Source organism: Pseudoxanthomonas sp. OG2 (assembly GCF_014192765.1).
Classification (GTDB): domain Bacteria; phylum Pseudomonadota; class Gammaproteobacteria; order Xanthomonadales; family Xanthomonadaceae; genus Pseudoxanthomonas_A; species Pseudoxanthomonas_A beigongshangi.
On the sequence record NZ_JACHYM010000001.1, the window covers coordinates 168852 to 192325 of the forward strand.

21 protein-coding genes and 1 pseudogene are annotated in these 23474 nt (G+C 68.9%); 16 read left to right on the top strand and 6 right to left on the bottom strand.

Features of this window, described 5'->3' with window-relative positions:
* Positions 1-155: 155 nt before the first annotated feature.
* The 3 genes from hemN to FHW78_RS00765 all read left to right on the top strand — a co-directional run bounded on the left by hemN (position 156) and on the right by FHW78_RS00765 (position 4721).
* On the top strand, positions 156-1556 hold the full coding sequence (gene hemN, locus FHW78_RS00755; protein WP_183636463.1) for an oxygen-independent coproporphyrinogen III oxidase: 1401 nt from the start codon (positions 156-158) through the stop codon (positions 1554-1556).
* Positions 1557-1575: 19 nt separating this feature from the next.
* Positions 1576-2331 carry a helix-turn-helix domain-containing protein gene (locus FHW78_RS00760; protein WP_183636466.1) on the top strand — a complete coding sequence of 252 codons (756 nt, stop codon included), beginning with the start codon at positions 1576-1578 and terminating at the stop codon, positions 2329-2331.
* Between the two features lie 116 nt (positions 2332-2447).
* Complete coding sequence (locus FHW78_RS00765; RefSeq protein WP_183636469.1) at positions 2448-4721, top strand: nitric-oxide reductase large subunit; 2274 nt, start codon at positions 2448-2450, stop codon at positions 4719-4721.
* A 104-nt stretch (positions 4722-4825) separates the two neighbouring features.
* On the opposite strand, the gene FHW78_RS00770 is transcribed toward FHW78_RS00765, so the two are convergent.
* Positions 4826-5080, bottom strand: coding sequence for a hypothetical protein (locus FHW78_RS00770; protein WP_183636472.1), 255 nt, complete (start codon positions 5078-5080; stop codon positions 4826-4828).
* A gap of 562 nt (positions 5081-5642) precedes the next feature.
* Between FHW78_RS00770 and FHW78_RS00775 the strand changes: the two genes are divergently transcribed.
* From FHW78_RS00775 to FHW78_RS00805, 7 genes are all read left to right on the top strand, one after another.
* Positions 5643-6887 (top strand): NnrS family protein, encoded by a 1245-nt coding sequence (locus FHW78_RS00775; protein ID WP_183636475.1) that lies wholly within the window; start codon positions 5643-5645, stop codon positions 6885-6887.
* A gap of 4 nt (positions 6888-6891) precedes the next feature.
* Complete coding sequence (locus FHW78_RS00780) at positions 6892-7290, top strand: SirB2 family protein (RefSeq protein ID WP_183636478.1); 399 nt, start codon at positions 6892-6894, stop codon at positions 7288-7290.
* Between the two features lie 144 nt (positions 7291-7434).
* Positions 7435-7680 carry a DUF2249 domain-containing protein gene (locus FHW78_RS00785; protein ID WP_225562431.1) on the top strand — a complete coding sequence of 82 codons (246 nt, stop codon included), beginning with the start codon at positions 7435-7437 and terminating at the stop codon, positions 7678-7680.
* Entirely contained in the window at positions 7677-8915 is a 1239-nt protein-coding gene (locus FHW78_RS00790) for a hypothetical protein (RefSeq protein ID WP_183636483.1), read from the top strand. Before FHW78_RS00785 ends, FHW78_RS00790 begins: the two co-directional genes overlap by 4 nt.
* Before the next feature lie 154 nt (positions 8916-9069).
* Positions 9070-9915, top strand: a complete 846-nt coding sequence (locus FHW78_RS00795; RefSeq protein WP_343205521.1) for an SCP2 sterol-binding domain-containing protein — start codon at positions 9070-9072, stop codon at positions 9913-9915.
* Positions 9912-10928, top strand: coding sequence for a quinolinate synthase NadA (gene nadA / locus FHW78_RS00800; RefSeq protein ID WP_183636486.1), 1017 nt, complete (start codon positions 9912-9914; stop codon positions 10926-10928). The genes FHW78_RS00795 and nadA overlap by 4 nt, the downstream gene beginning before the upstream one ends.
* Complete coding sequence (locus tag FHW78_RS00805) at positions 10925-12373, top strand: FAD-binding protein (RefSeq protein WP_183636489.1); 1449 nt, start codon at positions 10925-10927, stop codon at positions 12371-12373. Before nadA ends, FHW78_RS00805 begins: the two co-directional genes overlap by 4 nt.
* 80 nt (positions 12374-12453) lie before the next feature.
* Here the strand turns inward: FHW78_RS00805 and FHW78_RS00810 are convergent, their stop codons facing one another.
* The 5 genes and pseudogenes from FHW78_RS00810 to FHW78_RS00830 all read right to left on the bottom strand — a co-directional run bounded on the left by FHW78_RS00810 (position 12454) and on the right by FHW78_RS00830 (position 19378).
* Positions 12454-13341 carry a U32 family peptidase gene (locus FHW78_RS00810; protein WP_183636492.1) on the bottom strand — a complete coding sequence of 296 codons (888 nt, stop codon included), beginning with the start codon at positions 13339-13341 and terminating at the stop codon, positions 12454-12456.
* Positions 13342-13343: 2 nt separating this feature from the next.
* The gene (locus tag FHW78_RS00815; protein ID WP_183636496.1) at positions 13344-14342 is read right to left on the bottom strand and encodes a peptidase U32 family protein; all 999 of its coding nucleotides are present in this window, start codon (positions 14340-14342) and stop codon (positions 13344-13346) included.
* A gap of 119 nt (positions 14343-14461) precedes the next feature.
* A pseudogene (locus FHW78_RS00820) lies at positions 14462-15916 on the bottom strand (UbiD family decarboxylase); the annotation flags it as partial.
* Positions 15917-15999: 83 nt separating this feature from the next.
* Complete coding sequence (locus tag FHW78_RS00825; RefSeq protein WP_183636502.1) at positions 16000-17238, bottom strand: alginate export family protein; 1239 nt, start codon at positions 17236-17238, stop codon at positions 16000-16002.
* 52 nt (positions 17239-17290) lie between these two features.
* Positions 17291-19378 (bottom strand): TonB-dependent copper receptor, encoded by a 2088-nt coding sequence (locus FHW78_RS00830; RefSeq protein ID WP_183636505.1) that lies wholly within the window; start codon positions 19376-19378, stop codon positions 17291-17293.
* Positions 19379-19603: 225 nt separating this feature from the next.
* On the opposite strand from FHW78_RS00830, the gene nirK reads away from it, so the two are divergent.
* The 6 genes from nirK (at position 19604) to FHW78_RS00860 (ending at position 23379) form a co-directional block, all read left to right on the top strand.
* Entirely contained in the window at positions 19604-20662 is a 1059-nt protein-coding gene (gene nirK, locus FHW78_RS00835) for a copper-containing nitrite reductase (protein ID WP_235997000.1), read from the top strand.
* A gap of 25 nt (positions 20663-20687) precedes the next feature.
* Positions 20688-21449, top strand: a complete 762-nt coding sequence (locus tag FHW78_RS00840) for a formylglycine-generating enzyme family protein (protein WP_255443124.1) — start codon at positions 20688-20690, stop codon at positions 21447-21449.
* Complete coding sequence (locus tag FHW78_RS00845; protein ID WP_183636507.1) at positions 21446-22036, top strand: SCO family protein; 591 nt, start codon at positions 21446-21448, stop codon at positions 22034-22036. Before FHW78_RS00840 ends, FHW78_RS00845 begins: the two co-directional genes overlap by 4 nt.
* Before the next feature lie 29 nt (positions 22037-22065).
* Positions 22066-22524, top strand: coding sequence for an azurin (azu, locus tag FHW78_RS00850; protein WP_183636511.1), 459 nt, complete (start codon positions 22066-22068; stop codon positions 22522-22524).
* A 124-nt stretch (positions 22525-22648) separates the two neighbouring features.
* Positions 22649-22855 carry a hypothetical protein gene (locus FHW78_RS00855; RefSeq protein ID WP_183636514.1) on the top strand — a complete coding sequence of 69 codons (207 nt, stop codon included), beginning with the start codon at positions 22649-22651 and terminating at the stop codon, positions 22853-22855.
* A gap of 92 nt (positions 22856-22947) precedes the next feature.
* Positions 22948-23379 carry a group III truncated hemoglobin gene (locus FHW78_RS00860; RefSeq protein ID WP_183636516.1) on the top strand — a complete coding sequence of 144 codons (432 nt, stop codon included), beginning with the start codon at positions 22948-22950 and terminating at the stop codon, positions 23377-23379.
* The last annotated feature ends 95 nt before the right edge of the window (positions 23380-23474 follow it).

Here is a 23474-nt window from a genome sequence, read left to right on the forward strand (position 1 = left end):
GCGGCCACGCGAACCCGCGCGTGTCCCGAGCGTAGCAGTCCCCGGCGACGGCCCGGAGTGGCCGGCATCCTCACATAGCTGAAGGTTTCCGGCCAACCCGCGCGGGGTTGATTCAGGTCAAGGCGCCCGGGGCCGGCATTGCCTAGCCTTTGTCCATGGCCGCCCTTTCCGCCCTCTTCGACCCCGAACTGCTCCGGCGTTACGACAAGCCGGGGCCGCGCTACACCTCCTACCCGACCGCGCCGCAGTTCTCGGCGCAATTCCAGGAGGCGGAACTGCGCGAGGTGGCCGCGATCACCAACGGCGACCCGATCCCGCGCCCGCTGTCGCTGTACCTGCATATCCCGTTCTGCACCAGCCCCTGCTTCTATTGCGGCTGCAACCGCATCATCACCCGGGAGAAGGCCCGCGGCGACGCCTACCTGACCCGCCTGTACCGCGAGATCGCGCTGGTCTCGCCGCTGTTCGACCGCGACCGCGACGTCAACCAGGTGCACTTCGGCGGTGGCACGCCCAACTTCCTGTCGCCGGACCAGATCGCCGAGGTCGTCGATGTGCTGCGCCGGCACTTCTCGTTCGCCTCCGGTGCCGGTTTCGACTGCTCGATTGAACTGGATCCGCGCTTCATCAGCCCGGACGAAGTGGGCCAGCTGGCCCGCGCCGGCTTCAACCGCGCCAGCCTGGGCGTGCAGGACTTCGATCCCGATGTGCAGCAGGCGGTCAACCGGGTGCAGGGGGTCGACGACACCCTGGCGATCATCGATGCCTGCCGCGCCCACGGCATGCGCTCGGTGAATGTCGACCTGATCTACGGCCTGCCCCGGCAAACCCTCGCAGGTTTCTCGCGCACGCTCGACATCACCCTGAAGGCGCGCCCTGACCGGCTGGCGATCTACAGTTACGCGCACCTGCCGGCCCTGTTCCGCCCGCAGCAGCGCATCCACGCCGAGGAACTGCCCTCCCCCGAACAGAAGCTCGACCTGCTGCGCTGCGCCATCGACAAGCTGGGCGAAGCCGGCTACGTCTACATCGGCATGGATCACTTCGCCCTGCCCGAGGATGACCTGGCGCGGGCGCAGCAGCGCGGCGACCTGCATCGCAACTTCATGGGCTATTCCACCCACGCCGAAAGCGACCTCATCGGCCTGGGGGTCAGCGCGATCAGCCACATCGGCGCCAGCTTCAGCCAGAACCCGCGCGACATCGGCAGTTGGGAACAGATGATCGACAGCGGCCGCCTGCCGGTGTGGCGCGGCATGCGCCTGGACGAGGACGACCTGCTGCGCGCCGATGTCATCCAGCAGCTGATGTGCCACGGCCGCATCGACTTCGACGCGATCGAGCGCCGCCACGTGATCGACTTCCGCGACTACTTCGCCGACGCGCTGGCACGGCTGGAGCCGCTGCAGGCCGACGGCCTGGTCGAGGTGGGGGCGCGCGAAGTGTGCGCCACCTCGCGTGGACGCCTGCTGTTGCGTATCATCGCCATGTGCTTCGACCGATATCTGCCCGCCGCCGCGGAGGCCGCGACCACGCGGTTCTCGCGAACCATCTGACCTCATCCGGGACGTCCGCATGAGCTCGCCGGTCGTTTTCCCGCGTACCGACGCCACCATTCTCTCGGACGACGGCGATTCGCTGACGTTCTGCTCGACCTGCGCGTTCTCCCAGGCCTGCCTCAGCGAGGGCATGGACAAGCGGGCGTTGATGGACCTGCACGTGCTGGTCGAACACGTCGGCCCGCTGCAGCCGGGCGAGCACGTGTTCCGCGAGGGGGATTCCTTCAGCGCCATCGCCGCGGTGCGCGCCGGCACGGTCAAGACCTACCAGGTCGATCGCGACGGCCACGAGCAGGTGCTGGGCTTCCACCTGCCCGGCGAGGTGATCGGCCTCAACGCGATCCATGGCGACCGCTACCCCTGCAACGCGATCGCGCTGGACACGGTGATGCTGTGCCGGTTCTCGTTCCCCAAGATCGCCCTGCTGGCCGCGCGCCTGCCGAACCTGCAGCAGCACCTGTTCCGGCTGATGAGCCACGACATCGGCGTGGCCTCGCTGTTCGCCCGCGACAACAGCGCCGACGAGCGGATGGCGGCGTTCCTGATCGGACTGTCGCGGCGGCTGGCCGCGCGCGGCTATTCCTCGCGCCGGTTCCAGCTGACCATGTCGCGCACCGACATCGCCAACTACCTGCGCCAGGCGCCGGAAACGGTGAGCCGGGTGCTGCGCCGGTTCGAACGCGATGGGCTGGTCCACATCAAGCAGCGCGACGTGGAGATCCTGGACATGGATCGCCTGCACGAACTGGCATCCACGGTGTTGCGCGACTGACGCCTGCCAGGCGTAACCCGCCTGCATGCACGCGAATGCCATCGACTTGACGTAGGTCATGGAGGGGATCCGGACGCGGGCGGAACATGCCTGCGGTTCCCACGGAGTCCCGCATCATGAATTCGACACGCAAGCTGTGGGTAGGGTTGGCCGCCCTGCTCATCGCCTCGTTCGCCGTCCTGCTCTGGGTCGGCAGCGAGGTCCACCGACAGGCGCCGCCCCTGCCCGAACAGGTGGTCGACGCCGATGGCCAGGTGCTTTACACCCGCAAGGACATCGAGACCGGCCGCCAGGTCTGGCAGTCGATCGGTGGCCAGCAACTGGGCTCCATCTGGGGCCACGGCGGCTACGTCGCTCCCGACTGGGGCGCGGACTGGCTGCACCGCGAGGCCGAAGCCATCCTCGACATCTGGGCCAGGCGCGAGGCCGGCGCCGCCAGCTACAAGGATCTGGACGCCCCGACCCAGGCCGCGTACGCCAAGCGCGTGCAGGCGCTGATGCGTCCCAACAGCTACGACGCCGCCACCGGCACGGTGACCGTGGACGTCGACCGCGCCGCCGCCATCCGCACGGTCGCCGCGCACTACGAGCAGTTGTTCGGCAAGGATCCGGCGATGGTGAAGCTGCGCGAAGCCTATGCGATGCGCAACGACACCGTGCCCGACGCCGAGCACCGGCGCCAGCTCACCGGCTTCTACTGGTGGGCCGCGTGGTCGTCGGTGACCCAGCGCCCAGGCGCCGAGATCAGCTACACCGCCAACTGGCCCGCCGACGAACTGGTCGGCAACACGCCGCCTCCCAGCGCGTTCCTGTGGACGGTGTTCAGCGTGCTGTTCCTGATCGCCGGCATCGGCCTGCTGGGCTGGCACTACGCGGTCAACCACGGTGACGAACTGGCGCCGGTGCTGCCCAAGCGGGATCCGCTGGCCGATATCAAGGTCACCCCGTCGATGCGCGCCACCGCCAAGTATTTCTGGGTGGTGATCGCGCTGTTCCTGGTGCAGATCCTGCTCGGCGCGATCACCGCGCACTACCAGGTCGAGGGCCAGGAAGCCTACGGCTTCGCCCTGGCCGACGTGTTGCCGTACTCGCTGACCAGAACCTGGCACACGCAACTGGCGGTACTGTGGATCGCCACCGCCTGGCTGGGCATGGGCCTGTACATCGGTCCGGCGATTTCCGGACACGAGCCGAAGTTCCAGCGCCTGGGCGTGAACCTGCTGTGGGTCTGCCTGCTGATCATCGTGGTCGGCGCGTTCGCCGGGCAGTGGTTCGCGGTGATGCAGAAGCTCGGCCTGAAGCACAACTTCTGGTTCGGCCACCAGGGCTGGGAATACGTCGACCTCGGCCGCTTCTGGCAGTGGTTCCTGTTCATCGGCCTGACCCTGTGGCTGGTGCTGGTCGGCCGCGCCCTGTGGCCGGCGATGCGCAACGGCGGTGACTCGCGTTCCATCGTCTCCCTGCTGTTCCTGTCCACCGTGGCCATCGGCCTGTTCTATGCGGCCGGCCTGATGTGGGGCGAGCACACGCACCTGTCGATGGTCGAGTACTGGCGCTGGTGGGTGGTGCACCTGTGGGTGGAGGGCTTCTTCGAGGTCTTCGCGGTGGCGGTCATCGCCTTCCTGTTCACCCGCCTGGGCATGCTGCAGGTCAAGTCGGCCACGGTGGCGGTGCTGTTCGCGACCATCGTGTTCATGGCCGGCGGCGTGCTGGGTACCCTGCACCACCTGTACTTCACCGGCACCCCGACCGCGGTCATCGCCATCGGCGCGAGCTTCTCGGCGCTGGAAGTGGTGCCGCTGGCCTACGTCGGCTTCGAGGCCTACCACAGCTACAAGATGGGCAAGGCGACGCCGTGGATGCAACGCTACCGCTGGCCGATCCTGTTCTTCATCGCGGTCGCGTTCTGGAACCTGGTGGGTGCCGGCCTGTTCGGCTTCCTGATCAACCCGCCGCTGCCGCTGTACTACATGCAGGGCCTGAACCTGACCCCGACCCACGGCCACACCGCGCTGTTCGGCGTGTACGGCATGCTCGGCATCGGCCTGATGCTGTTCTGCCTGCGTGGCCTCAAGCCGGACGTGCAGTGGAACGAAAGGCTGCTGAAGACCGCGTTCTGGTCGCTCAACATCGGCCTGGCCGGCATGGCCCTGTTCACCCTGCTGCCGCTGGGCATCCTCCAGCTCAACGCCGCGCTGAAGCACGGCTACTGGTACGCCCGCTCGGCCGAGTTCATGCAGCAGCCGATCGTCGACATGCTGGTGTGGATGCGGGTTCCCTCGGACACGCTGTTCAGCGTCGGCGCGTTCGCCCTGGCCTGGTTCGTGTTCCGCCTGTGGGTGGCGCCGCGCCGGGAAGCGCTGCCGGCGGTGGTGCCGGCGGAGGGCTGATACGCGACCCTTCCGATGGTCCAACCGCAATGAAAAAGAGCCGCGCAAGCGGCTCTTTTTTTACCTGTCGGTTTCGCGCGTGTTGCCGGCGCGGCGCGTTCCGGTCAGGTGGAACAGCCGCAGCCCCCGCAGCCGCAACCGCCGCCACGCTGCGGTTCCTCCGGCGCGTCCTCGACGTGCTCTCCGACGGTGGCGAGGATTTCGCGCACCCGCGCCGGCGCCAGCGTGGTCAGGATGGACAGCCGGCCATTGGCGGATTCGAACTGGACCTCCGCGTCGGGATCCCATTCGCGCAGGGCATGGGTCATGGCGCGGGTGCGTTGCTGGAGCGGTTCGTCGGTGAGTTCGGGAGCGGACATCGGGTTTCCTTGCTGAGTGTGGGCCGGGGCCATCGCCCCGGTGCCGGGCAAGGTAAGCAGCTCCGGTGGCGCCGGCATTGACCCGCATCAAGTGGTCGTCCGGATATCGCGACTGACGTCGCTCCCACAAGGACCCGCCGAATCTCTTCCCTTGTGGGAGCGACGTCAGTCGCGACCGTATTCCCCACACGCCCGGCTCCATCCCAGGCGCCGCTAGTTCCCCCCCTCATTCCAGCGCGAGCTGGAATCCATTGGGATCCTTGGACGCCGAGGAACGCTGGCCGAAAGTAAAAATGGGTCCCAGCGTTCGCTGGGATGACGATGCGGGTTCCCTTCATCACCCAGCCCTTTCGACCGTCATTCCAGCGCAAGCTGGAATCCCTTGGGATCCTTGGATGCCGAGGAACGCTGGCCGGAAGTCAAAACGGGTCCCCGCGTTCGCTGGGATGACGAGGTGGGGCATCGGCAGATGCGACGCGGGCGGGAATCCCCCCGGCACCGATCCGCATCCCGCCTGATCCAGGTCAAGGAAGGCGCCGGCGCCGCGGCGCAGACTGCGGCCATGCGACCGATTCCCGTTTCCAACCCGCCCTCGCCCCCCGCCGGCATGTCCGCGCGCCAGCTGCTGCAGGCACCGCACCGGCTGATGTTCTTCATCGGCGCCGGCAACGTGTTGCTGGCGATGCTGTGGTGGACGGCCTGGCTGGCCGCGCAGTACACCGGCGCCTGGCGCATGCCGGACATCGCGGTACCGCCGGGTTGGCTGCATGCCTTCCTGATGCAGTACCTGGTGCTGCCGAGTTTCATCTTCGGTTTCCTGCTGACGGTATTCCCGCGCTGGATGGGCTTGCCGGATCTGCCGCGCTGGCGCTACGCGCCGGTGGGCGCCGGACTGATGGGCGGACAACTGGCGATCCTGCTTTCCACGCTGGGCTGGGACGCCGGTTTCACGGTCGGCCTGTGGATGGCGCTGGCCGGCTGGCTGGCCGGCGTGGCCACGCTCGGCCGGCTGCTGCTGCGCGACACCGCGCGCACCTGGCACGCGCGTTCCTGCTTCGCCGCGCTGCTGCTCGGCTGCGCGGGACTAGCGTGCTTCCTGGTGTTCGTGCTGACAGGGGATGGGTGGTATGCCTTCGCCAGCATCAAGCTCGGTGGGGTGGCGATGCTGCTGCCGATCTACCTGACCGTCGCCCACCGCATGTTCCCGTTCTTCGCCGCCAATACGGTGCCGGGCTACAAGCCCTGGCGGCCCATGGCGTGGCTGGGCGCGATGTGGGGCTTCCTGCTGCTTCACCTGCTGCTGGAGCTGCGGCACGCCTACGCGTGGCTGTGGCTGCCGGATGCGGCGCTGCTGATCGCCAGCGGCGTGGCGCTGTGGCACTGGTGGCCACGCGGACGGATGCCGGGCCTGCTGGCGGTGCTGTTCGTCGGTACCGCGTGGTTGCCGATCACCTTCGCGCTGTACACCGCGCAGAGCGTCATCTACCTGCTCACGGGTGAATTCGTGCTGGGGCGCGCGCCGATGCACGCGATGTTCATCGGTTTCTTCGGCAGCGTATTGGTGGCGATGGTCACCCGGGTCACCCAGGGGCATTCCGGGCGGCCGTTGAAGATGCCGGCGCTGGCCTGGTTCGCGTTTGCCGCACTGCAAATCGTGGCGGTGATGCGGGTGGTCGCCGAAGTCGCCCCCGACGCGCTGTTCTGGCAGGTCGCCTCGGCGATCGGCTGGCTGCTCGCGCTGCTGCCGTGGGTGGTCCGCATCGGCCGCATCTACCTGAGTCCGCGCGCCGACGGGCGGCCGGGCTGACGCCATGATCACCTTCTATCCCGACATCAAGCAGGTCCATGTCGCCGCCGCGCTCACCAGCGGCACGCTGTTCGCATTGCGTGGATTGGGTCTGTCGCTGGGCATGCGCTGGCCGCGCGTGGCGCCGCTGCGCTATCTCAGCTACACGATCGACACCGTGCTGCTGACCGCGGCGATGATGCTGCTGACGATCCTGCCCGCCGGGCTGTTCGCCAACGGCTGGCTGGTCGTGAAGGTCGCTCTCATCCTTGCGTACGTGGTGCTGGGCGTTCTCGCCTTCCAGCCGGCGCGGGGAAGACTGTCCCGCACCGTGCTGTATGCGGTCGCGTTGCTGTGTTTCCTGCAGGTTTACGGCATCGCGCGCACCCACCATCCGATGGGCCTGCTGGCCCTGCTGGGGTAACGCCATGAACGAAGCGCTGCTGCCGCCGGATCCCTGCTCGCCCTGTGCCGGCTGGATACGCGAATCCTTTGATGCGGCTGGCGCGACGCTGGCCTGTCCCGAATCGGATGACGCCGCGAGGGAGGGGGAAACACCGTGTCCCTGATGCGACTGGATCTGCGCGAACTCGCGCCGCCGGAACCGATGCAGCGGATCCTCGCCAGCCTGGAAGCGTTGCCGCGCGGCGGGCGGCTGGTGGCGTTCACGCCGTTCCGGCCGCTGCCGCTGATGTCGCTGCTCGACGCCTGGGGCTACGCGTACCGCGTGCAGGATCTGCCCGCCGGTGACGCCTGCATCGCGATCTGCCATGCCGACGATCGCGCCGCGCTGGAGCCGCCGCGAATCGCATGAGCGGACTGGCGTTCGCCCAGGCACCGCCGCCCGGGCAACCGCTGCGCTTCCTGCTGTCGTCTTTGGCCTGGGGCGTCGCCGCCGGCGCATGGCTGCTGTGGAGCGGTGAATTCGCGCTGCTGACGCGCTGGGCGCCGCACACGCTGGTGCTGGTGCACCTGTTTACCCTGGGCGTGCTCGGCAACGCGATGCTCGGCAGCCTGATCCAGTTCCTGCCGGTCGCCGCCGGCAGTCCATTGCCCCGCCCCGGACTCGCGCCATGGTTGCATGCGGCATTCAATGGCGGACTGCTCCTGCTGGTGCCGGCGCTGATGTTTCCGCACCCGCTGCTCACCGGCGCGGCCTCGCTGTTGCTGGCGCCATCGCTGCTGCTGTTCGCGCTCGGCGGCCTGATCGCGGTGGCGCGTGGAACCGGCGCGCGCGCGGCGCGGTTCGGCATCGGCGTCGCGCTGGCGTCGCTGCTGGCCACCGCTTCGCTCGGACTGGCGGGGCTGGCGATTCTCTCGGGCAGGATCGCGCTTCCGCTGGATCGAATCGCCAACCTGCACGCCGCGTTCGGACTCGCGGGTTGGACGCTAGCGCTGCTCGGCGCGGTCGCCAGCATCACCCTGCCGATGCTGCAGGGAACGCGGCGCATTCCCGCCGGCTGGCTGCTGATCTGGCTGGGCGTGCTGGTCGCCGGCCTCGGCGCGGCGGGTTGGCGCGCGCTGGCCGATGTGCCCATTCATCCGGCGCGCGTCCTCGCCCTGCCCGCGCTGGTGTTCTGCCTGGCGGTTCCGGTCCTGCAATGGCGTGCGCCGCATCCGCGCAATCCGGTGCTGCGCCGGTTCTGGCTGGCCGGCTGCACCGCGCTGGCGGCGGCTTGCCTCGCCACCCTGGCGCCGGAGCTGTCCCCGCGCGCCATGCTGGCGATCGGCGCGCTGGTGATCGCCGTCGGCCTGCCGCTGCTGGTGCTGGGCATGCTGCTGGAAATCGTCGGTTTCCTGGCCTGGATCGAACTGCGCCGGCGCCACCCGCGCGGCGTGCGCGTGCCGGGTGTGGACCGGCTGCTCGAAGACACCCACAAGCAGTGGCTGCTGTACGCCCACCTGGCGGCGGGCGGGCTGCTGCTGGCGGCGACCGTGGATCCCGCGCTGGCGCGGCCGGCCGGCGCCGCGCTGGTGCTCGCGTGGGGCGCCAGCGGAGGGGTGATCCTGCGCTGCTGGCGCGGAGCGCTGCGCTTCCGGCCCGCTTGATCTGGGTCAATGGCAGCCCGCCCGGCGCTGCCTAGGATGTGCCCACCGTACCGGTGATCGCCATGCCGCCGTTCGAATCGCATACCGCGCCGGCCCCCTCGGGCCATCGCCCTGTTGTCGTTTCCGCGCCCGTATCCGTCGTGGAGGCGGGTCCGTGCTGAGCCGCCTGGCCCTGGGTGGTACCCGTGTGGCGATCGACCGGGTCGACGACGCGATGGTGATCCTGCTGGGCGGACGCCAGCGGCTGGCCGGACTGGCCGGCCGGATCAAGCGCGACGCGGGCCTGGCGCAGACCGACGCGCGACGCGAGCACCGGGTCCGGGAACGCGCGCGCCGGCTCGCAAGCCGCGCCGGCATTTCTCCGTCCAGCGCCGAACGACTGATGCGGCTGCTGATCGCAGAAGCCCATCGCCGCCAGTCGCGGGCTTCTTCCCCCCTTTCCGAACCGACCCTTCCCATGGCCCATTCCGGTCCGTCATCGACCCGTTCCGCTTCCGCACCTTCCCCCCTGCTTCGCTGGCTGCCACCGCCACGCCGCCTGCGGCCCTGGCTCGCGCGGATACCGGGACCGTTGCGCCAACGCGCGGCGTTGCGCCTGCTCGCGCCCGCGCTGGCGTCTCCGCAGGTACGGCGTGTCCTGGAGCCGATCGCCGGCCGCCGACTCGGCATCGAAATCACCGATCTCGATCAGCGCTGGGTGTTCGAATTGCGCGCCGACGGCCTGCATCTGGCGCAGGGCGACGCGGAAGCCACGGTGAGCGGCAGCGCCACCGATCTGCTGCTGCTGGCGAGCCGGCTGGAGGACGCCGATACCCTGTTTTTCCAGCGCCGCCTGATGCTGACCGGCGACACCGAACTCGGGCTGTTCCTGCGCAACCTGCTGGATCGGTTGCCTTGGGAAGCCTTTCCGCTCGCCTCGCGCATCCTCCTGCAACGCGGCGCGCGTCTGGCGCGCGACGCGCGGCAGACCCATCGCGCACACGCCGGGCGGGCCGCATGAACGCCACGCATGCGCCGCGCTGGACGCCGGACCTGGAAGATCGCTACGCGGATCTGACCGCGCGCGTGGGCGATACCGTGCCGTGCCTGGAGTGGCCGCTGCACCTGCCCTGGATCGATGCCATCCGCGAACTCAAGCGTGAACGCGGCGCGGTGATCATGGCGCACAGCTACCAGTCGCCGGAGATCTTCCATGGCGTGGCAGACGTCACCGGCGACTCGCTGGCGCTGGCGCAGGCGGCCGCCGACTGCGACGCGGAGATCATCGTGCTGTGCGGCGTCCATTTCATGGCCGAGACCGCGAAGATCCTGGCGCCGCGGCGCACCGTGCTGATTCCGGATCCCGAGGCGGGCTGTTCGCTGGCGGCCTCCATCACCGCCGACGACGTGCGCGCCCTGCGCGCGCGCCATCCCGGTGCGCCGGTGGTCAGCTACGTCAATACCAGTGCGGCGGTGAAGGCCGAGTCCGATGCCTGCTGCACCTCCGCCAATGCGGTGCAGGTGGTCGAGGCGATGGGCGCGGACAAGGTCATCTTCCTGCCCGACGCCTTCCTCGGCCATCACGTCGCCGCCCAGACCGGCGTTGAACTGGTGCTGTGGGACGGCCGCTGCGAAGTGCACGAACAGTTCACCGCGCAGCAGGCACGGCATACCCGCGAGACCTTCGATGCGCGCCTGGTCGCGCATCCGGAGTGCCCGCCGGAAGTGCAGCGCGAGGCCGATTTCGTCGGTTCGACCACCGCGATGGGCGCGTGGCTGGAACGCGAGCGTCCGCGCCGCGTCGCCCTGATCACCGAATGCTCGATGGCCGACAACCTGCGCCATCGCTTTCCCGATGTCGAGTTCATCAAGCCCTGCAACCTGTGCCCGCACATGAAGCGGATCACCCTGCCGAACATCTATGCCTGCCTGCGCGACCTGCGCCACGTGGTGGAAGTGCCGGAACAGGTGGCAGCCGGCGCGCGCGCCGCGCTGGCGCGGATGCTTGCCGTGGGCCGGGGCGAACGCCCGTGAGCGGCGCGCCGCCACTGGTGGTGGTGGGTTGCGGCGTCGCCGGCCTGGCGACCGCGCTGTCGGCCGCGCCGCGCAAGGTGCTGTTGCTGGGACGCGCGCCAGCCGGCATCGACTGTTGCACCGCGCTGGCCCAGGGCGGCATCGCCGCGGCGCTGGACAGCGGCGACAGCGCCGACGCGCATGCGCACGACACCCTGGCCGCCGGCGCCGATCACAACGACTACGACGCGGTCCGCTACCTGGTCGACAACGCGGTGATGGCGGTGCGCTGGCTGCAGGCGCAGGGGGTTCCCTTCGACCTGGAAGGAACGCGCTTCCTGCTGGGTCGCGAAGGCGGGCATCGGCGCAACCGCATCGTCCATGCCGGTGGCGACGCCAGCGGCGCCTCGCTGCTGCTGGCGCTGATCCGCGCGGCGCAGAACGCGCCGCATATCGACTGGCGTCCACCGGCGATGCTGGACGCGCTGCGGATCGGCGACCAGGGCGTCAGCGGACTGCGCATCGCCTGGCCGGATGAAGGCCGCAGCGAGGACATCGACTGCGCCGAACTGGTGCTCGCCACCGGTGGCTGCGGCGCGCTGTTCGCGGCCAGCACCAATCCCTCCGGCGCCGACGGCAATGGGCTTGCGCTGGCGCTCGCCGCCGGCGCGCAGGCGCGCGACCTGGAGTTCGTCCAGTTCCATCCCACCGCACTGTCGGTCCGGGTCAACGGCGCGCTGCCGCTGATCACCGAAGCGCTGCGCGGCGCCGGCGCGCGCCTGTACGACGACGACGGCGCCCCGATCATGGCCGAGCGCCATCCGCTGGGCGATCTCGCGCCCCGCGACGTGGTGGCCCGGCAAGTGTGGCAAGCGCAACAGGCCGGTCAGCGCATCTGGCTGGATGCCACCCACCTGCACGAGACTTGGCTGCTGCAGTTCCCCACCGTGTACGCGCTGTGCCGCGCGCACGGCATCGACCCGCGGGTGCAGCGCATCCCGGTGACCCCCGCCGCGCACTTCCACATGGGCGGCATCGCCGCGGATCTGGACGGGCGCACCGCGGTGGAAGGCCTGTACGCGGTTGGCGAGGCCGCCTGCAACGGCGTGCATGGCGCCAACCGGCTGGCCAGCAATTCGCTGCTGGAGGGCGTGGTCTACGGCCGCCGCCTGGGCCAGTCGCTGGCCGGCATCCATCGGCATCTGCCCACCGAACACGGCCGCTGGGTGGTGCGCGGACGCTCCGCCGACACGGCGGCGCTGCTCGAACTGCGCGCACTGACCTGGCGCGCGCTGGGACCGGTGCGCGACGGAGCGGTGATGCGCGAGGCGCGTGAGGAACTGGCGCGCGATGCCGGCCTTGCCGGCAGCTGGCAGGGCGAACTGGTCACGCGGATCCTGGACGCGGCGCTGGCGCGGACGCGCAGCCTGGGCGCGCATTACCGGAGCGACGCGCCGGTCGACTGAACCGCGCCGCGCCTGTCATTCGAATTCGTGGCATGCGAAAGCAGCGGGATGACTCCCGCCGCGTCGTTCGACATCCGCCTTCAGGCCGGTTCCGGCGCCGCCAGCGACGCACGTCCGGGCTTTCCATGCCAGTAGCCGTTGCGCGCCCCCAACCGTGGCGGCGGCAGTGGCGCGCGCAGCATCCGGTGGAAATGATCCACCACCGCCGCCATGTCGTCCTGCGCGGGCGACAGCCGCAGGATGTCCACGCCGCAGGCAATCAGCTCGTCGCGCTCGGGCGCCATGTCGACGATCTCCATGCCCTGCACCTGGATGCCGTTGATCACCATGAACGCCTCGCCTTCGCGGGTACCCAGCGGCAGTCCGTCGGGGTGCTCGATGCAGCGGAAACCGCAGTCGTCCTTGGGCACGTCGTAGGCGCGGGCGGTGAAGCAGCGCGCCGACCAGGCCAGCGGCAGGCGCCCCCAGGCCATGATTTCCAGCTCCGGCATCGGCGTGCCCTGCTCCACCATCCCCGCGCGCAGTTCCTCCAGCAACCGGCGCCCCTGCTCCACGCCCGGCACCCAGCGCACCAGCCCGTCCTCGATCAGCAGGCCCAGGGCGACGTGGTTGTAGACATTCAGCGTGGGTCCGGCCACGAACGGCAGGCCGCGCTCGCGGCAGACCTGCACGGCGGACAGATCGTTGGCTTCCAGCAGGAACGCGCCGTTCTCCGCCAGTCGCACCACCGTCGACAGTTCGGACTCGGCCTCGATCAGGGCCAGCGACGACAGCACGATCTGCTTGCCGCTGGCGGCCAGTTCCTCGGCCAGCGCCAGCCAGTCGCGGGTGCGCAGTTCGCGGCGCTTGCTGCACACGGTCTCGCCGAGATAGAGGATGTCCAGCGGCCACCGCGCGGCCTCGCGGTAGAAGGCCAGCACGCGCTCGCGCGGCCAGAAATACTGCAATGGTCCAAGACTGAGTTTCATCGTCAATGCCAGGCGCGGTGATAGGGGCCGAGGGTGGTCTGCTGGCCCTCGGCGTGGGCGGAAAGATCGGCCTGCCAGTCCTCGCGCAGGCGCCAGTCGGCCGGCGCGCGCGCCTGCGCGTCGATGGCCTCGCGCCAGACCCGGGTCACGGTGCGCACGTACGCCGCGCCGCGCTGCCGGCCCTCGATCTTCAGCGCCGCCACGCCAGCCTCGGCCAGGCGCGGCAGCAATTCCAGGGTGTTGAGGCTGGTGGGTTCCTCCAGTGCATGGAAGATCTCGCCGCCGACGGCGTAGCGCCCCTTGCACACGGTGGGATAGCCGGCCGGCTCGGTCGCGCCGAAACGATCGATGAGCATGCCGTTCAGGCGGACGCTGCGTCCCTGGTCCGGATGTTCCTCCCAGCGCACGAAGCTGGCCGGCGAACACACGCCGTGGCGATTCGGCGACACCCCGGTGACGTAGCTGGACAGCTGGCAGCGTCCCTCCACCATGATGCACAGGCTGCCGAACGCGAACACCTCCAGCGGCACCGGCGAGGCCTGGCACAGTCGCTCGACCTGCTGCACCGACAGCACGCGCGGCAATACCGCGCGGGCGATGCCGAAGCGCTCGTGCGCATAGCGCAACGCCGCGGCGGTGGTCGCCGAACCCTGCACCGACAGATGCCTCGCCAGCCCGGGGTGTTGCCGCGACGCGTAGTGCAGCACCGCCATCTCGGCGGCGATGATGGCGTCGGCGCCGAACGCGGCCGCCTGATCCACCGCGTGCCGCCATTGCGGCAGCCGCGCGCTGTCCGGGTACGTGTTCAGCGCCAGGTACACCTGGCGTCCGCGTGCATGCGCATAGGCGATGCCTTCGCGCATCTCGGCGTCGTCGAAGTTCAGGCCAGGGAAGGCGCGCGCGTTGGTCTGGTCGCGGAAGCCCGCGTAGACCGCGTCGGCGCCGGCGTCGATGGCGGCCTTCAGCGCCGGCAGGTTGCCGGCGGGACATACCAGTTGCATCAGGGAGTTCTCCAGTCGGCGGAATGCACGGGGCGCGGCGCCCAGGCGGCGACCACTTCAATGCCGGCTTCGGCCGGTTTCGCGTCGAGACCGCCGGCCTCGGCGGCGGCGGTCCGGCATACCTGCCGCCACAATGCATCCACGCGCTGCTCGACCTGCGGATCCAGGGTGATCGGGCGTCCCCATTCGCGCGCGCTCTCGCTCGCCCATTTGCGGGTCGCGTCCAGGCCGAGCTTGGAGCCCACGCCCGAAACCGGCGTGGCGAAATCCAGGTAGTCGATCGGCGTGTTCTCCACCAGCATGCTGTCGCGCGCCGGATCCACCCGGGTGGACACCGCCCAGATCACCTGCGCCCAGTCGCGCACGTCGATGTCCTCGTCGGTGACGATGACGAACTTGGTGTAGGTGAATTGGCGCAGGTATGACCAGATGCCCATCATCACCCGCCGTGCGTGCCCGGCGTATTGCTTGCGGATGCTGACCACCGCCACCCGGTACGAACACGCCTCCGGCGGCAGGTAGAAGTCCACGATCTCCGGGAACACCTTGCGCAGGATCGGCACGAAGATGTCGTTCAGCGCCATCGACAGCACCGAGGGCTCGTCGAACGGCGCCCGCCCCATGTAGCTGCCGTGGTAGATGGCGTCGCGACGCAGGCGCATGCGCTCGATGGTGAGCACCGGGAAGTGCGCCTGCGCGTTGTAGTAGCCGGTGTGATCGCCGAACGGGCCTTCCAGCGCGGTGTCGCCGGGATGGATGAAACCCTCCAACAGGATTTCCGCGCCCGCCGGCGCATCCAGGCCGGTCAGCGCGCTGCGCCAGACCCGCGTGCGCGCGGCCCGCAGCAGACCGGCGAATTCGTATTCCGACAGCGTGTCCGGCACCGGCGCCACCGCCGCCAGCAGCGTGGCCGGATCGGCGCCGATCGCGACCAGCACCGGAAAGGGCTTCTCCGGATGCGCGGCCTGCCAGCTGGCGTAATCGAGCGCGCCGCCGCGATGCGGTAGCCAGCGCATGATCACCCGGTTGCGGCCGATCACCTGTTGCCGGTAGATCGCCACGTTCTGCCGCTGCTGATGGATGCCGCGGGTAATCACCAGGCCGAAGGTGATCAGGCGATCGACGTCTTCCGGCCAGCAACGCTGGATCGGCAGGCGTCCCAGATCGACGTCCCCGCCTTCCAGCACCTGTTCGTTGAACGCGGCGGCGTCGACCACCCGCGGCGCGACGTAGGCCAGTTGCGCCAGCCCCGGCCAGTCGGACAGCGCGCTGCGCAGATTGCCGGGCCAGCGCGGTTCCTTGATGCTGGCCAGCAGTTCGCCCAGTTCACGCAACGAGGCCAGCGGCCGGCCGGCCAGCGCCAGCTCGATGCGGCGCCGATGGCCGAACAGATTGCCCAGCAACGCATGGTTCGAGCCGGCGTTGTGCATCAGCAGCGCCGGCCCGGATTCGCGCAGTGCCCGCAGGCTCAGCGCGGTGCTTTCCAGCTCCGGGCTGACCGGCGCGTCGATGTCCAGCAACTGTCCGTGCCCGGAAAGATGTTCCAGGAATTCGCGCAGATCGTGGAAAGCCATGCCGCGTCCTGTGGCGGGAAGGAGGCGGCATTGTCCTCACGCCCCGCCACGGGACACATTGATCCACGTCAAGCCGGAACGGCTCAGTACGTGTACTGCACCTGCACCCAGAACTTGTCGGTATCCACCGTGCGGGAGGTGTCACTGCTGCGGTAGCTCGCCAGCTTGAGCAGGCCTTCCAGTCCCTTCACGCCGGGTATCGCGCGGCGCCAGGACAGATCCAGCTCGCGGCCGAAACGGTCGCCGCCGCGATCGCTGCGGAAGTCGTGGTACCAGGTTTGCCATTCGCCACCGCCCAGCGGCAGGCTGAAGCCGGCGTAGGCATCGCGCAGTCCGTCGGTCGGGGTGGTCAGGAACTGATCGGCCCAGCCCTGGAACGCGTGCTTGGTCGCCAGTGGCGTCTGGAACGCGCGGTTGCCCGTGCCGCCGCCCGCGCCCAGCACTTCGTAGCCGGCCTTCCACTGGATGTCCTGCCAGCGGTAGCCGGCTTCGGCCAGCCAGTAGCGGCTGTCCAGCCGCCACGGGTTTCCCGCCAGCTCGCGCTGCCGCGCGTGTTCCAGCACGTAGGAGAACCCGCCGGCCTTGCCCTGCATGCGCAGGCCGCTGGTGCGGCTGGAAAGCGTGCCCAGCGGCGCCCCCGCGACCACCGCGAGGTTGTCCAGGCCCAGCCGGTAGTGGTAGCCGATGGCGGTCAGGTTCGGCGAGAACGCGTACTGCGCCTGCAACAGATGGCTGTGGCCCTCGATGTCGGCCGGCGCGGTGCGGCTGACCGGGTGGGTGTCGTCCGGGCCGAACACGCTGTTGATGTTGTCCAGGTACGCATAGGTCAGCTTCCAGCCGGCGCCCGGCGTCAATTCGATCATCGCGCCATCGTAGGTCTGCTCATTCTGCCGCCAGCCCACGCCGCCGACGAAGCGCTGGTTGCCCAGGTTGATGCGCTGGCGGCCGACCTGCGCGTTGCCCCAGTCCGCCGCGTAGCGGATCAGCGCCTGGTTGACCTCGGTGCCTTCCGGGTCGCCGACCGTGGCGTAGCCGGCGTGGCCGTTGCGGGTGTCGTTGAAGTGTTCCGCGCCCAGGTGGCGGACATCGTCGATTTCCACCAGCCCGGACAGGCCGTGCCAGCGTGGCGTGCGATAGCCGATGCGGGTGCGCAGGGTATGCGCCTTGGCGGTGACGAGCGCATTGTCCTGATCGACCTGCTCGAAGCGGTAGCGGGCATCCAGGATCAGTTTGCCGCCGGTGTCCTCCGGCGAGGCGGCGATGGCCGGAAGCGCGAGGGCCAGGCAAGGCAGGCCCAGCAGTCCGCCGATGAGATGTCTCATGCGTGTGTTCCCCTTTTTTCTTCGTGCTTGGAAGGCGCGCGTCGATGCGCGCTCAGTAGCGGTAGTTGAGCTTCAACCAGGCGGTGCGGCCGGGTTCGTTGATGCGCACCGGATCGGCCGGATAGCCGAACGCGCTGTTGCCGCCCAGATTGAGGTGTTCGCTGTAGGCGCGGTCGAACAGGTTGTCGATGCCTGCGGTGAGTTGCAGCTGGTCGCTGAAGCGGTAGCCGCCATTGACCGAGAACGCCGCGAAGCCCGCGCTCGGGCCGAGATCGCGTCCGACCACGTTGCCCTGCCCCGTGCTCACCCGATCCTGGTCGTCGACGATGCGCAGCAGCGTGCCCCACGACCAGCGCCGGTATTCGCGGCTGGCCGACAGGCGCAGTTCCAGCGGGGTCATCTGCGGCAGCGACTTGCCGCTGGCGCGATCCTCGCCCCAGGCGTAGGCCAGCGCGCCGTCGAGTTTCCAGCCATCGGCCGGCCGCCACTCCACGCCCGCCTCGCCGCCGCGGATGTCGGCATCGATGTTGCGCGCGCGGGTGGTCGCGCCCATGCCCATCATCCCGGGCAGGTAGTCGAACAGGATGTAGTCCTGCATGCGGCCGGCATAGACCGATACCCATGCCTCGACGCGTTCGCCGCGGTACTGCAGGCCCAGGTCGAGCTGGGTGGTGCGCTCGGGCTGGACGCCGGCGAAGGCGTTGGCCGCACCGGCCGGTCCGCGCTTGGGCGAAAACAGTTCCCAGTAGTCGGGCATGCGCTGGGTGTGGCCCAGACCCACATAGGCGCCGAGACGCCCGGACATGTCGTATTCGTAGCGGACGAACGCGCTGGGCAGGGTTTCGCTGCGTTCCTGGCCGGCGGTCGGATTGGGCATCGGCATCATGCCGCCGGTGCTGCGGCGCAGATCCCGCACCTGCGCGCGGTCCAGGCGCAGACCACTCATCAGGTGGTGCTTGTCGGTGATGTGCCAGTGCGATTCGGCGAATGCGCCGAAGGTGCGGAAGCGCGCATCCACCGTCCAAGGCTGCAGCCGGTAGGCGCCGCGTCCCATGCCGCTGCGCTGGCGATGGCGACTGTCGCGCAGATCCACGCCGGCGGTGATTTCCCACTCGCCCTGCTGCCAGGTCGCGGCCGCGCGCCCGCCCCAGGTGCGGTGGCCGACGTTGCTGGCCATCGGCATCGGCATGCTGCTGGACGGATCCGGCCGCCGCAGCGTGTAGTTGTCCATCACGTGATCGACGTCGTTGAGATACAGGTTGGCCTTGAAGGCATCCAGCACGCCGCCGATGTCGCTCTTCTCGAAGCGCACGCCGAGGCTGTCGCGACGGAAACGCGAACCGTCCATGCCGCGACCGGCATAGCGCGCCTGCGCGTCGCCGGCGCCGGCGCTCAGTTCCAGCACGGTGTTCGCGTCCGGCGTCCAGCCCAACGCGGCATCGGCGTTCCACTTGCGCCATGCCGACGGCACCTCGTCGCCATTGCCATCCTGGTAGTCGTCCGCTTCCGAACGGTTGCCGCCCAGACGCACATAACCGGTGGAGTTGCCGAGCGTGGCGTCCACCACCTGGTCGTTGCGGTTTCGGCTGCCGGCCAGCGCGCTGGCGTTGACGCGTACGCCGGGGCGGTCGAAGTACGGAATCTCGCGTTCGAAGCGCACCGTGCCCGCCGATGCGCCACCGCCCCACAGCACCGTCTGCGGTCCCTTGATGACCACCAGGCGATCGTAGGTTTCCGGCGCGATGTAGGACATCGCGTTGTCCATGCGCGAGGGACAGGCGCCGCTCAATGCACCGTCGTTGGTCATCAGGTTCAACCGCGATCCGAACATGCCGCGCAGCACCGGGTCACCGTTGGTGCCACCGCTGCGCAACAGCGCGAAGCCGGGAATCGTCTTCAGGTAATCGGCGCCGTCGCTCGCCGGCACCGGCTGGCGCGGCAGTTTGGGATCGGTGACGAAGGTGGTCGCCATCGCCGGCGCCACGCCGACCACGACCACGCCATCGAGTTCGGTGGGCGAAGCGGGTCCCACGTCATGCACATGCTGGCCGGCATCGTTGGGCGGCGCCTCGGCGGCGAGCACCATCGAAACCGGTGCGAGCGCGAGGGAGAGGGCGACGGCAAGACAATCTCTACGCATGACACGACACTCCGTTTAGGTCGGTGCCATTGTCTGGAGTCGCTCTAACGTTGGGATGCGTCAGGTTGTCGCAGGCGCGGGCGATCTTGATCCATGTCAAGCGGGTCGCATTTGCCGGCTTTTTTCGCCGAATCGGGGTCGGCGATTGATGCAAATCAAGGCGACCACGAAGGTCGGACAACTAACGTTCCCCCATCGGCCCAAGGCCATGACAAGGAACGCGCCATGAAGCGCAAGAGCAACTCCCTGCTTTATTACGCCCTCGCCTGCGCGATGGGCGCCACGCTGGCCGGCAACGCCCTTGCCGGCGATGCCTCCGCCCCGCTGGGCGAACCGATCAAGGCGGTCCTGACCGCCCCGCCGATGGTGCCGCCGCCGATCACGCGCAGCACGCCGGCCAAGGTCATCGTCGACCTGGAAGTGGTCGAGAAGGAGATGAAGATCTCCGACGGCGTGACCTACAACTTCTGGACCTTCGGTGGTTCGGTGCCGGGCAGTTTCATCCGCGTTCGCCAGGGCGACACGGTGGAGTTCCACCTGAAGAACCACCACAGCTCGCACATGCCGCACAACATCGACCTGCATGCCGTCACCGGCACGGGCGGCGGTGCCGAGGCGACGTTCACCCTGCCCGGCCACGAAACGCAGTTCACCTTCAAGGCGCTGAATCCCGGCCTGTACGTCTACCACTGCGCGATGCCGCCGGTCGGCATGCACATCGCCAACGGCATGTACGGCCTGATCCTGGTCGAGCCGCCGGAAGGCCTGCCGAAGGTGGACAAGGAGTTCTACGTGATGCAGGGCGACTTCTACACCGAGGGCAAGTACGGCGAACCCGGCCTGCAGCCCTTCAGCCTGGAAAAGGCCATCGACGAGCATCCGACCTACGTGGTGTTCAACGGCGCGGAAGGATCGCTGACGGGCGACAACGCGCTGCAGGCCAAGGCCGGCGAGAGCATCCGCATGTTCGTCGGCAATGGCGGCCCCAACCTGGTGTCCAGCTTCCACGTCATCGGCGAGATCTTCGACAAGGTCTACATGGAAGGCGGCAGCAAGTACCAGGAAAACGTGCAGACCACGCTGGTGCCTGCCGGTGGCGCGACCATCGTCGAGTTCAAGGCCGACGTGCCGGGCAACTTCGTGCTGGTCGACCACAGCATCTTCCGCACCTTCCACAAGGGCTCGCTGGGCATCCTGAAGGTCGATGGCGAGGCCAAGCACGACATCTACACCGGCCAGCAGTCGAGCAAGGAATACCCACAGGGCGAACCTGCCGGCAAGTAAGCGAAGAACCCCCGTGAGGATGCCCATGTACCGGAGACTGCCCGCCCTGCTGCTTGCAAGCCTCGTCGCGCCGGCGATGGCGAGCGGTCCCGGCTACGTGGACGTGCCGGGCGGAAGCTTCCGCTCGGCCATCCGCTACGAGGAAAGCAGCGACGCGCGTTCCGTCCCGGCCTTCGCCCTGATGGAACGCGCGGTCAGCAACGCCGACTTCGCCCGCTTCGTCGAACGGCAGCCGCAATGGCGACGGGATCGGGTGCCGGCGCTGTTCGCCGGTCCCGGTTACCTCGGGCACTGGGAAAGCGCCACCGTGCCGGGCGCGGCGGTCGGCGCGGACGCGCCGGTGGTGCAGGTCAGCTGGTACGCCGCCGATGCCTACTGCCGCGCGCAGGACGCGCGCCTGCCGACCTTCCTGGAATGGGAATACGCCGCCGCCGCCGATGCCGATCGGCGCGACGCCCGCGCCGACCAGGGCTGGCAGGCCCTCCTGCTCAACGACGCCACCGCCCGCGCCCTCGATGCCGGCGACGCGCCGCCCAACGCCTACGGCATCCACGGCCTGCATGGCGTGGCGTGGGAATGGGTGGACGACTTCGCCACCCTGATGGGCGACAGCGACAAGCGCGGCGCAGACGACGGCGACAAGCTCAAGTACTGCGGCGCCACCTCGCTGGCCTTCAACGACCGCCAGCACTACGGGGTGATGAAACGCTTCGCCCTGCTGTCCGCCCTGCAACCGGTCAACACCCTCGGCAACCTCGGATTCCGCTGCGCAAGGAGCCAGCCATGAAGATGCCCCTTTCTTTCCTCCTGCTCGGGCTGGCGCTTCTGCAGCCCGGCCTCCCCGCCGCCGCGCAGACGCTGCCGGGTGATTCCCTCTACCAACTGGACGCGAAGGTCACCGACCAGGACGGCAACACCGGCCAATGGCGGGATCTGCGCGGCAAGCCACGCATCGTGTCGATGTTCTACACCAACTGCCACCTCATGTGCCCGCTCATCATCGAGAACGGCAAGGCGGTGCAGAAACAGCTGACGCCCGCCGAACGCGCGCGCGTGGAGCTGGTGATGATCAGCCTGGATCCCGCCCGCGACACCCCGCAGGCCCTGCGCGAGACCGCGCAACGGCACCGCGTGCCCGCGCAATGGCGGTTCCTGCAACCCGGCGCCAACGATGCCCGCGCGATCGCCAGCGTGCTCGACGTGCGCTACCGCCCGCGCGAGGACGGCAGCATCAACCACACCAGCGTGCTGGTGCTGGTGGATGCCGATGGCCGCGTCCTCGCCCGCTCCGAGGTGGCCAGCGCGATACCGGATCCGGCCTTCGTCGCCGCCGTCCGCACCGCCCTGTCCTCCTCCGCTTCCCCCGTCCATTGAATCCCCGCAACCACACCAAGGAGTTTCCGATGAAAGTCGTTTCCGCTTCCCTGCTCGCCCTGGGCCTGATGGCCGCCGCCGGCATGGCCCAGGCCGCCAACAACTGCACCGTCAGCCTGAAGGGCGACGATGCGATGAAGTTCGATCTGAAGACGGCCACCGTCTCGGCCAGTTGCCCGACGATCACCATCGAGCTGGCCCACACCGGCAAGATGCCGGCCGCCGCGATGGGCCATAACGTGGTCATCTCCGCCGCCAAGGACATGGACGGCATCGCCCGCGACGCCATCAAGGCCGGCGTGGGCAACCACTACGTGCCCAAGGGCGACGCCCGCGTGCTCGCCGCCACCACCCTGATTGGCGGCGGCCAGAAGACCAGAATCACGCTCCCCGGCAAGAAGCTGACCGCCGGCGGCGACTACAACTTCTTCTGCAGCTTCCCCGGCCACTCCACCTTGATGAAGGGCAAGTTGGTGGTGACCAAGTAGTTCGCCGGGGACAGGAGCGCCGGGGCCGGTTTGCCGGCGCTCCTGCTTTCACCGTCGCATTTCCTTTCCCACACTGACTGTCGGTACCGCCATGGAATACCACATTCCCCTCCCCGGCCCGTCCGTGGATCCAATCACCATCGAACGGGTGTTGCAGGAATTCGATCCCGCCGGCCTGGTCGACCTGGACGCCAAGGCGGGCAAGCTGCGCATCTCCACCGTGGTGATGGACATCGAACTGGTGTTCATCATGGAACAGGCCGGACATCCGGTGCGCCTGACCCAGATCGAACGCATTGCCTCGGTGTGCTGCGGAGGTTGCAGCGGCTGATCCGCGGCATGGTGCACGCGGCTTGATCGCGATCAATTTGAACCGGTTCGCGATGCGATACGGTGCCCGGGTCGAAGTTCCGGAAAGCCGCCATGCGCATCCATCCTTCCGAAGACGGCGGCCCGGGACTCGGGCTGTGCAGCGAGGCCGATGTCGTCAGGCTGGTCGAGACCTTCTACCTGCGCGTGCGTCGGGATGACCTGCTGGGTCCCTTCTTCGAAGCGCGCGTGCGGGACTGGGCCGCGCATCATTCGCTGCTGGTCGCATTCTGGTCGTCGTTGCTGCGCGGCACGCGCCGCTTCCATGGCGCACCGGTGAGCTGCCATCTGGGCATGGCGGGGCTGACCGAAGCCATGTTCCTGCGCTGGCTGATACTGTTCCGCCAGACCACCGCCGACTGCGGCAACGAGGCGATGCGCCGCGAAGCCGACGCCGCCGCCCTGCGCATGGCCAACCATTTCTGGCAACGCTATCAGGCCAGACAGATGCCGGCCTGTGCGCCCACGCCGCTTCCGGTGGACTGAAACGCCGGCACTTCCGGCGAAACCCAATCCCGGACGACGTGGCCGGGAAGCCGACCCATCGCGGGCCGACACGCCCCGCCGGAATGGAGGACGGG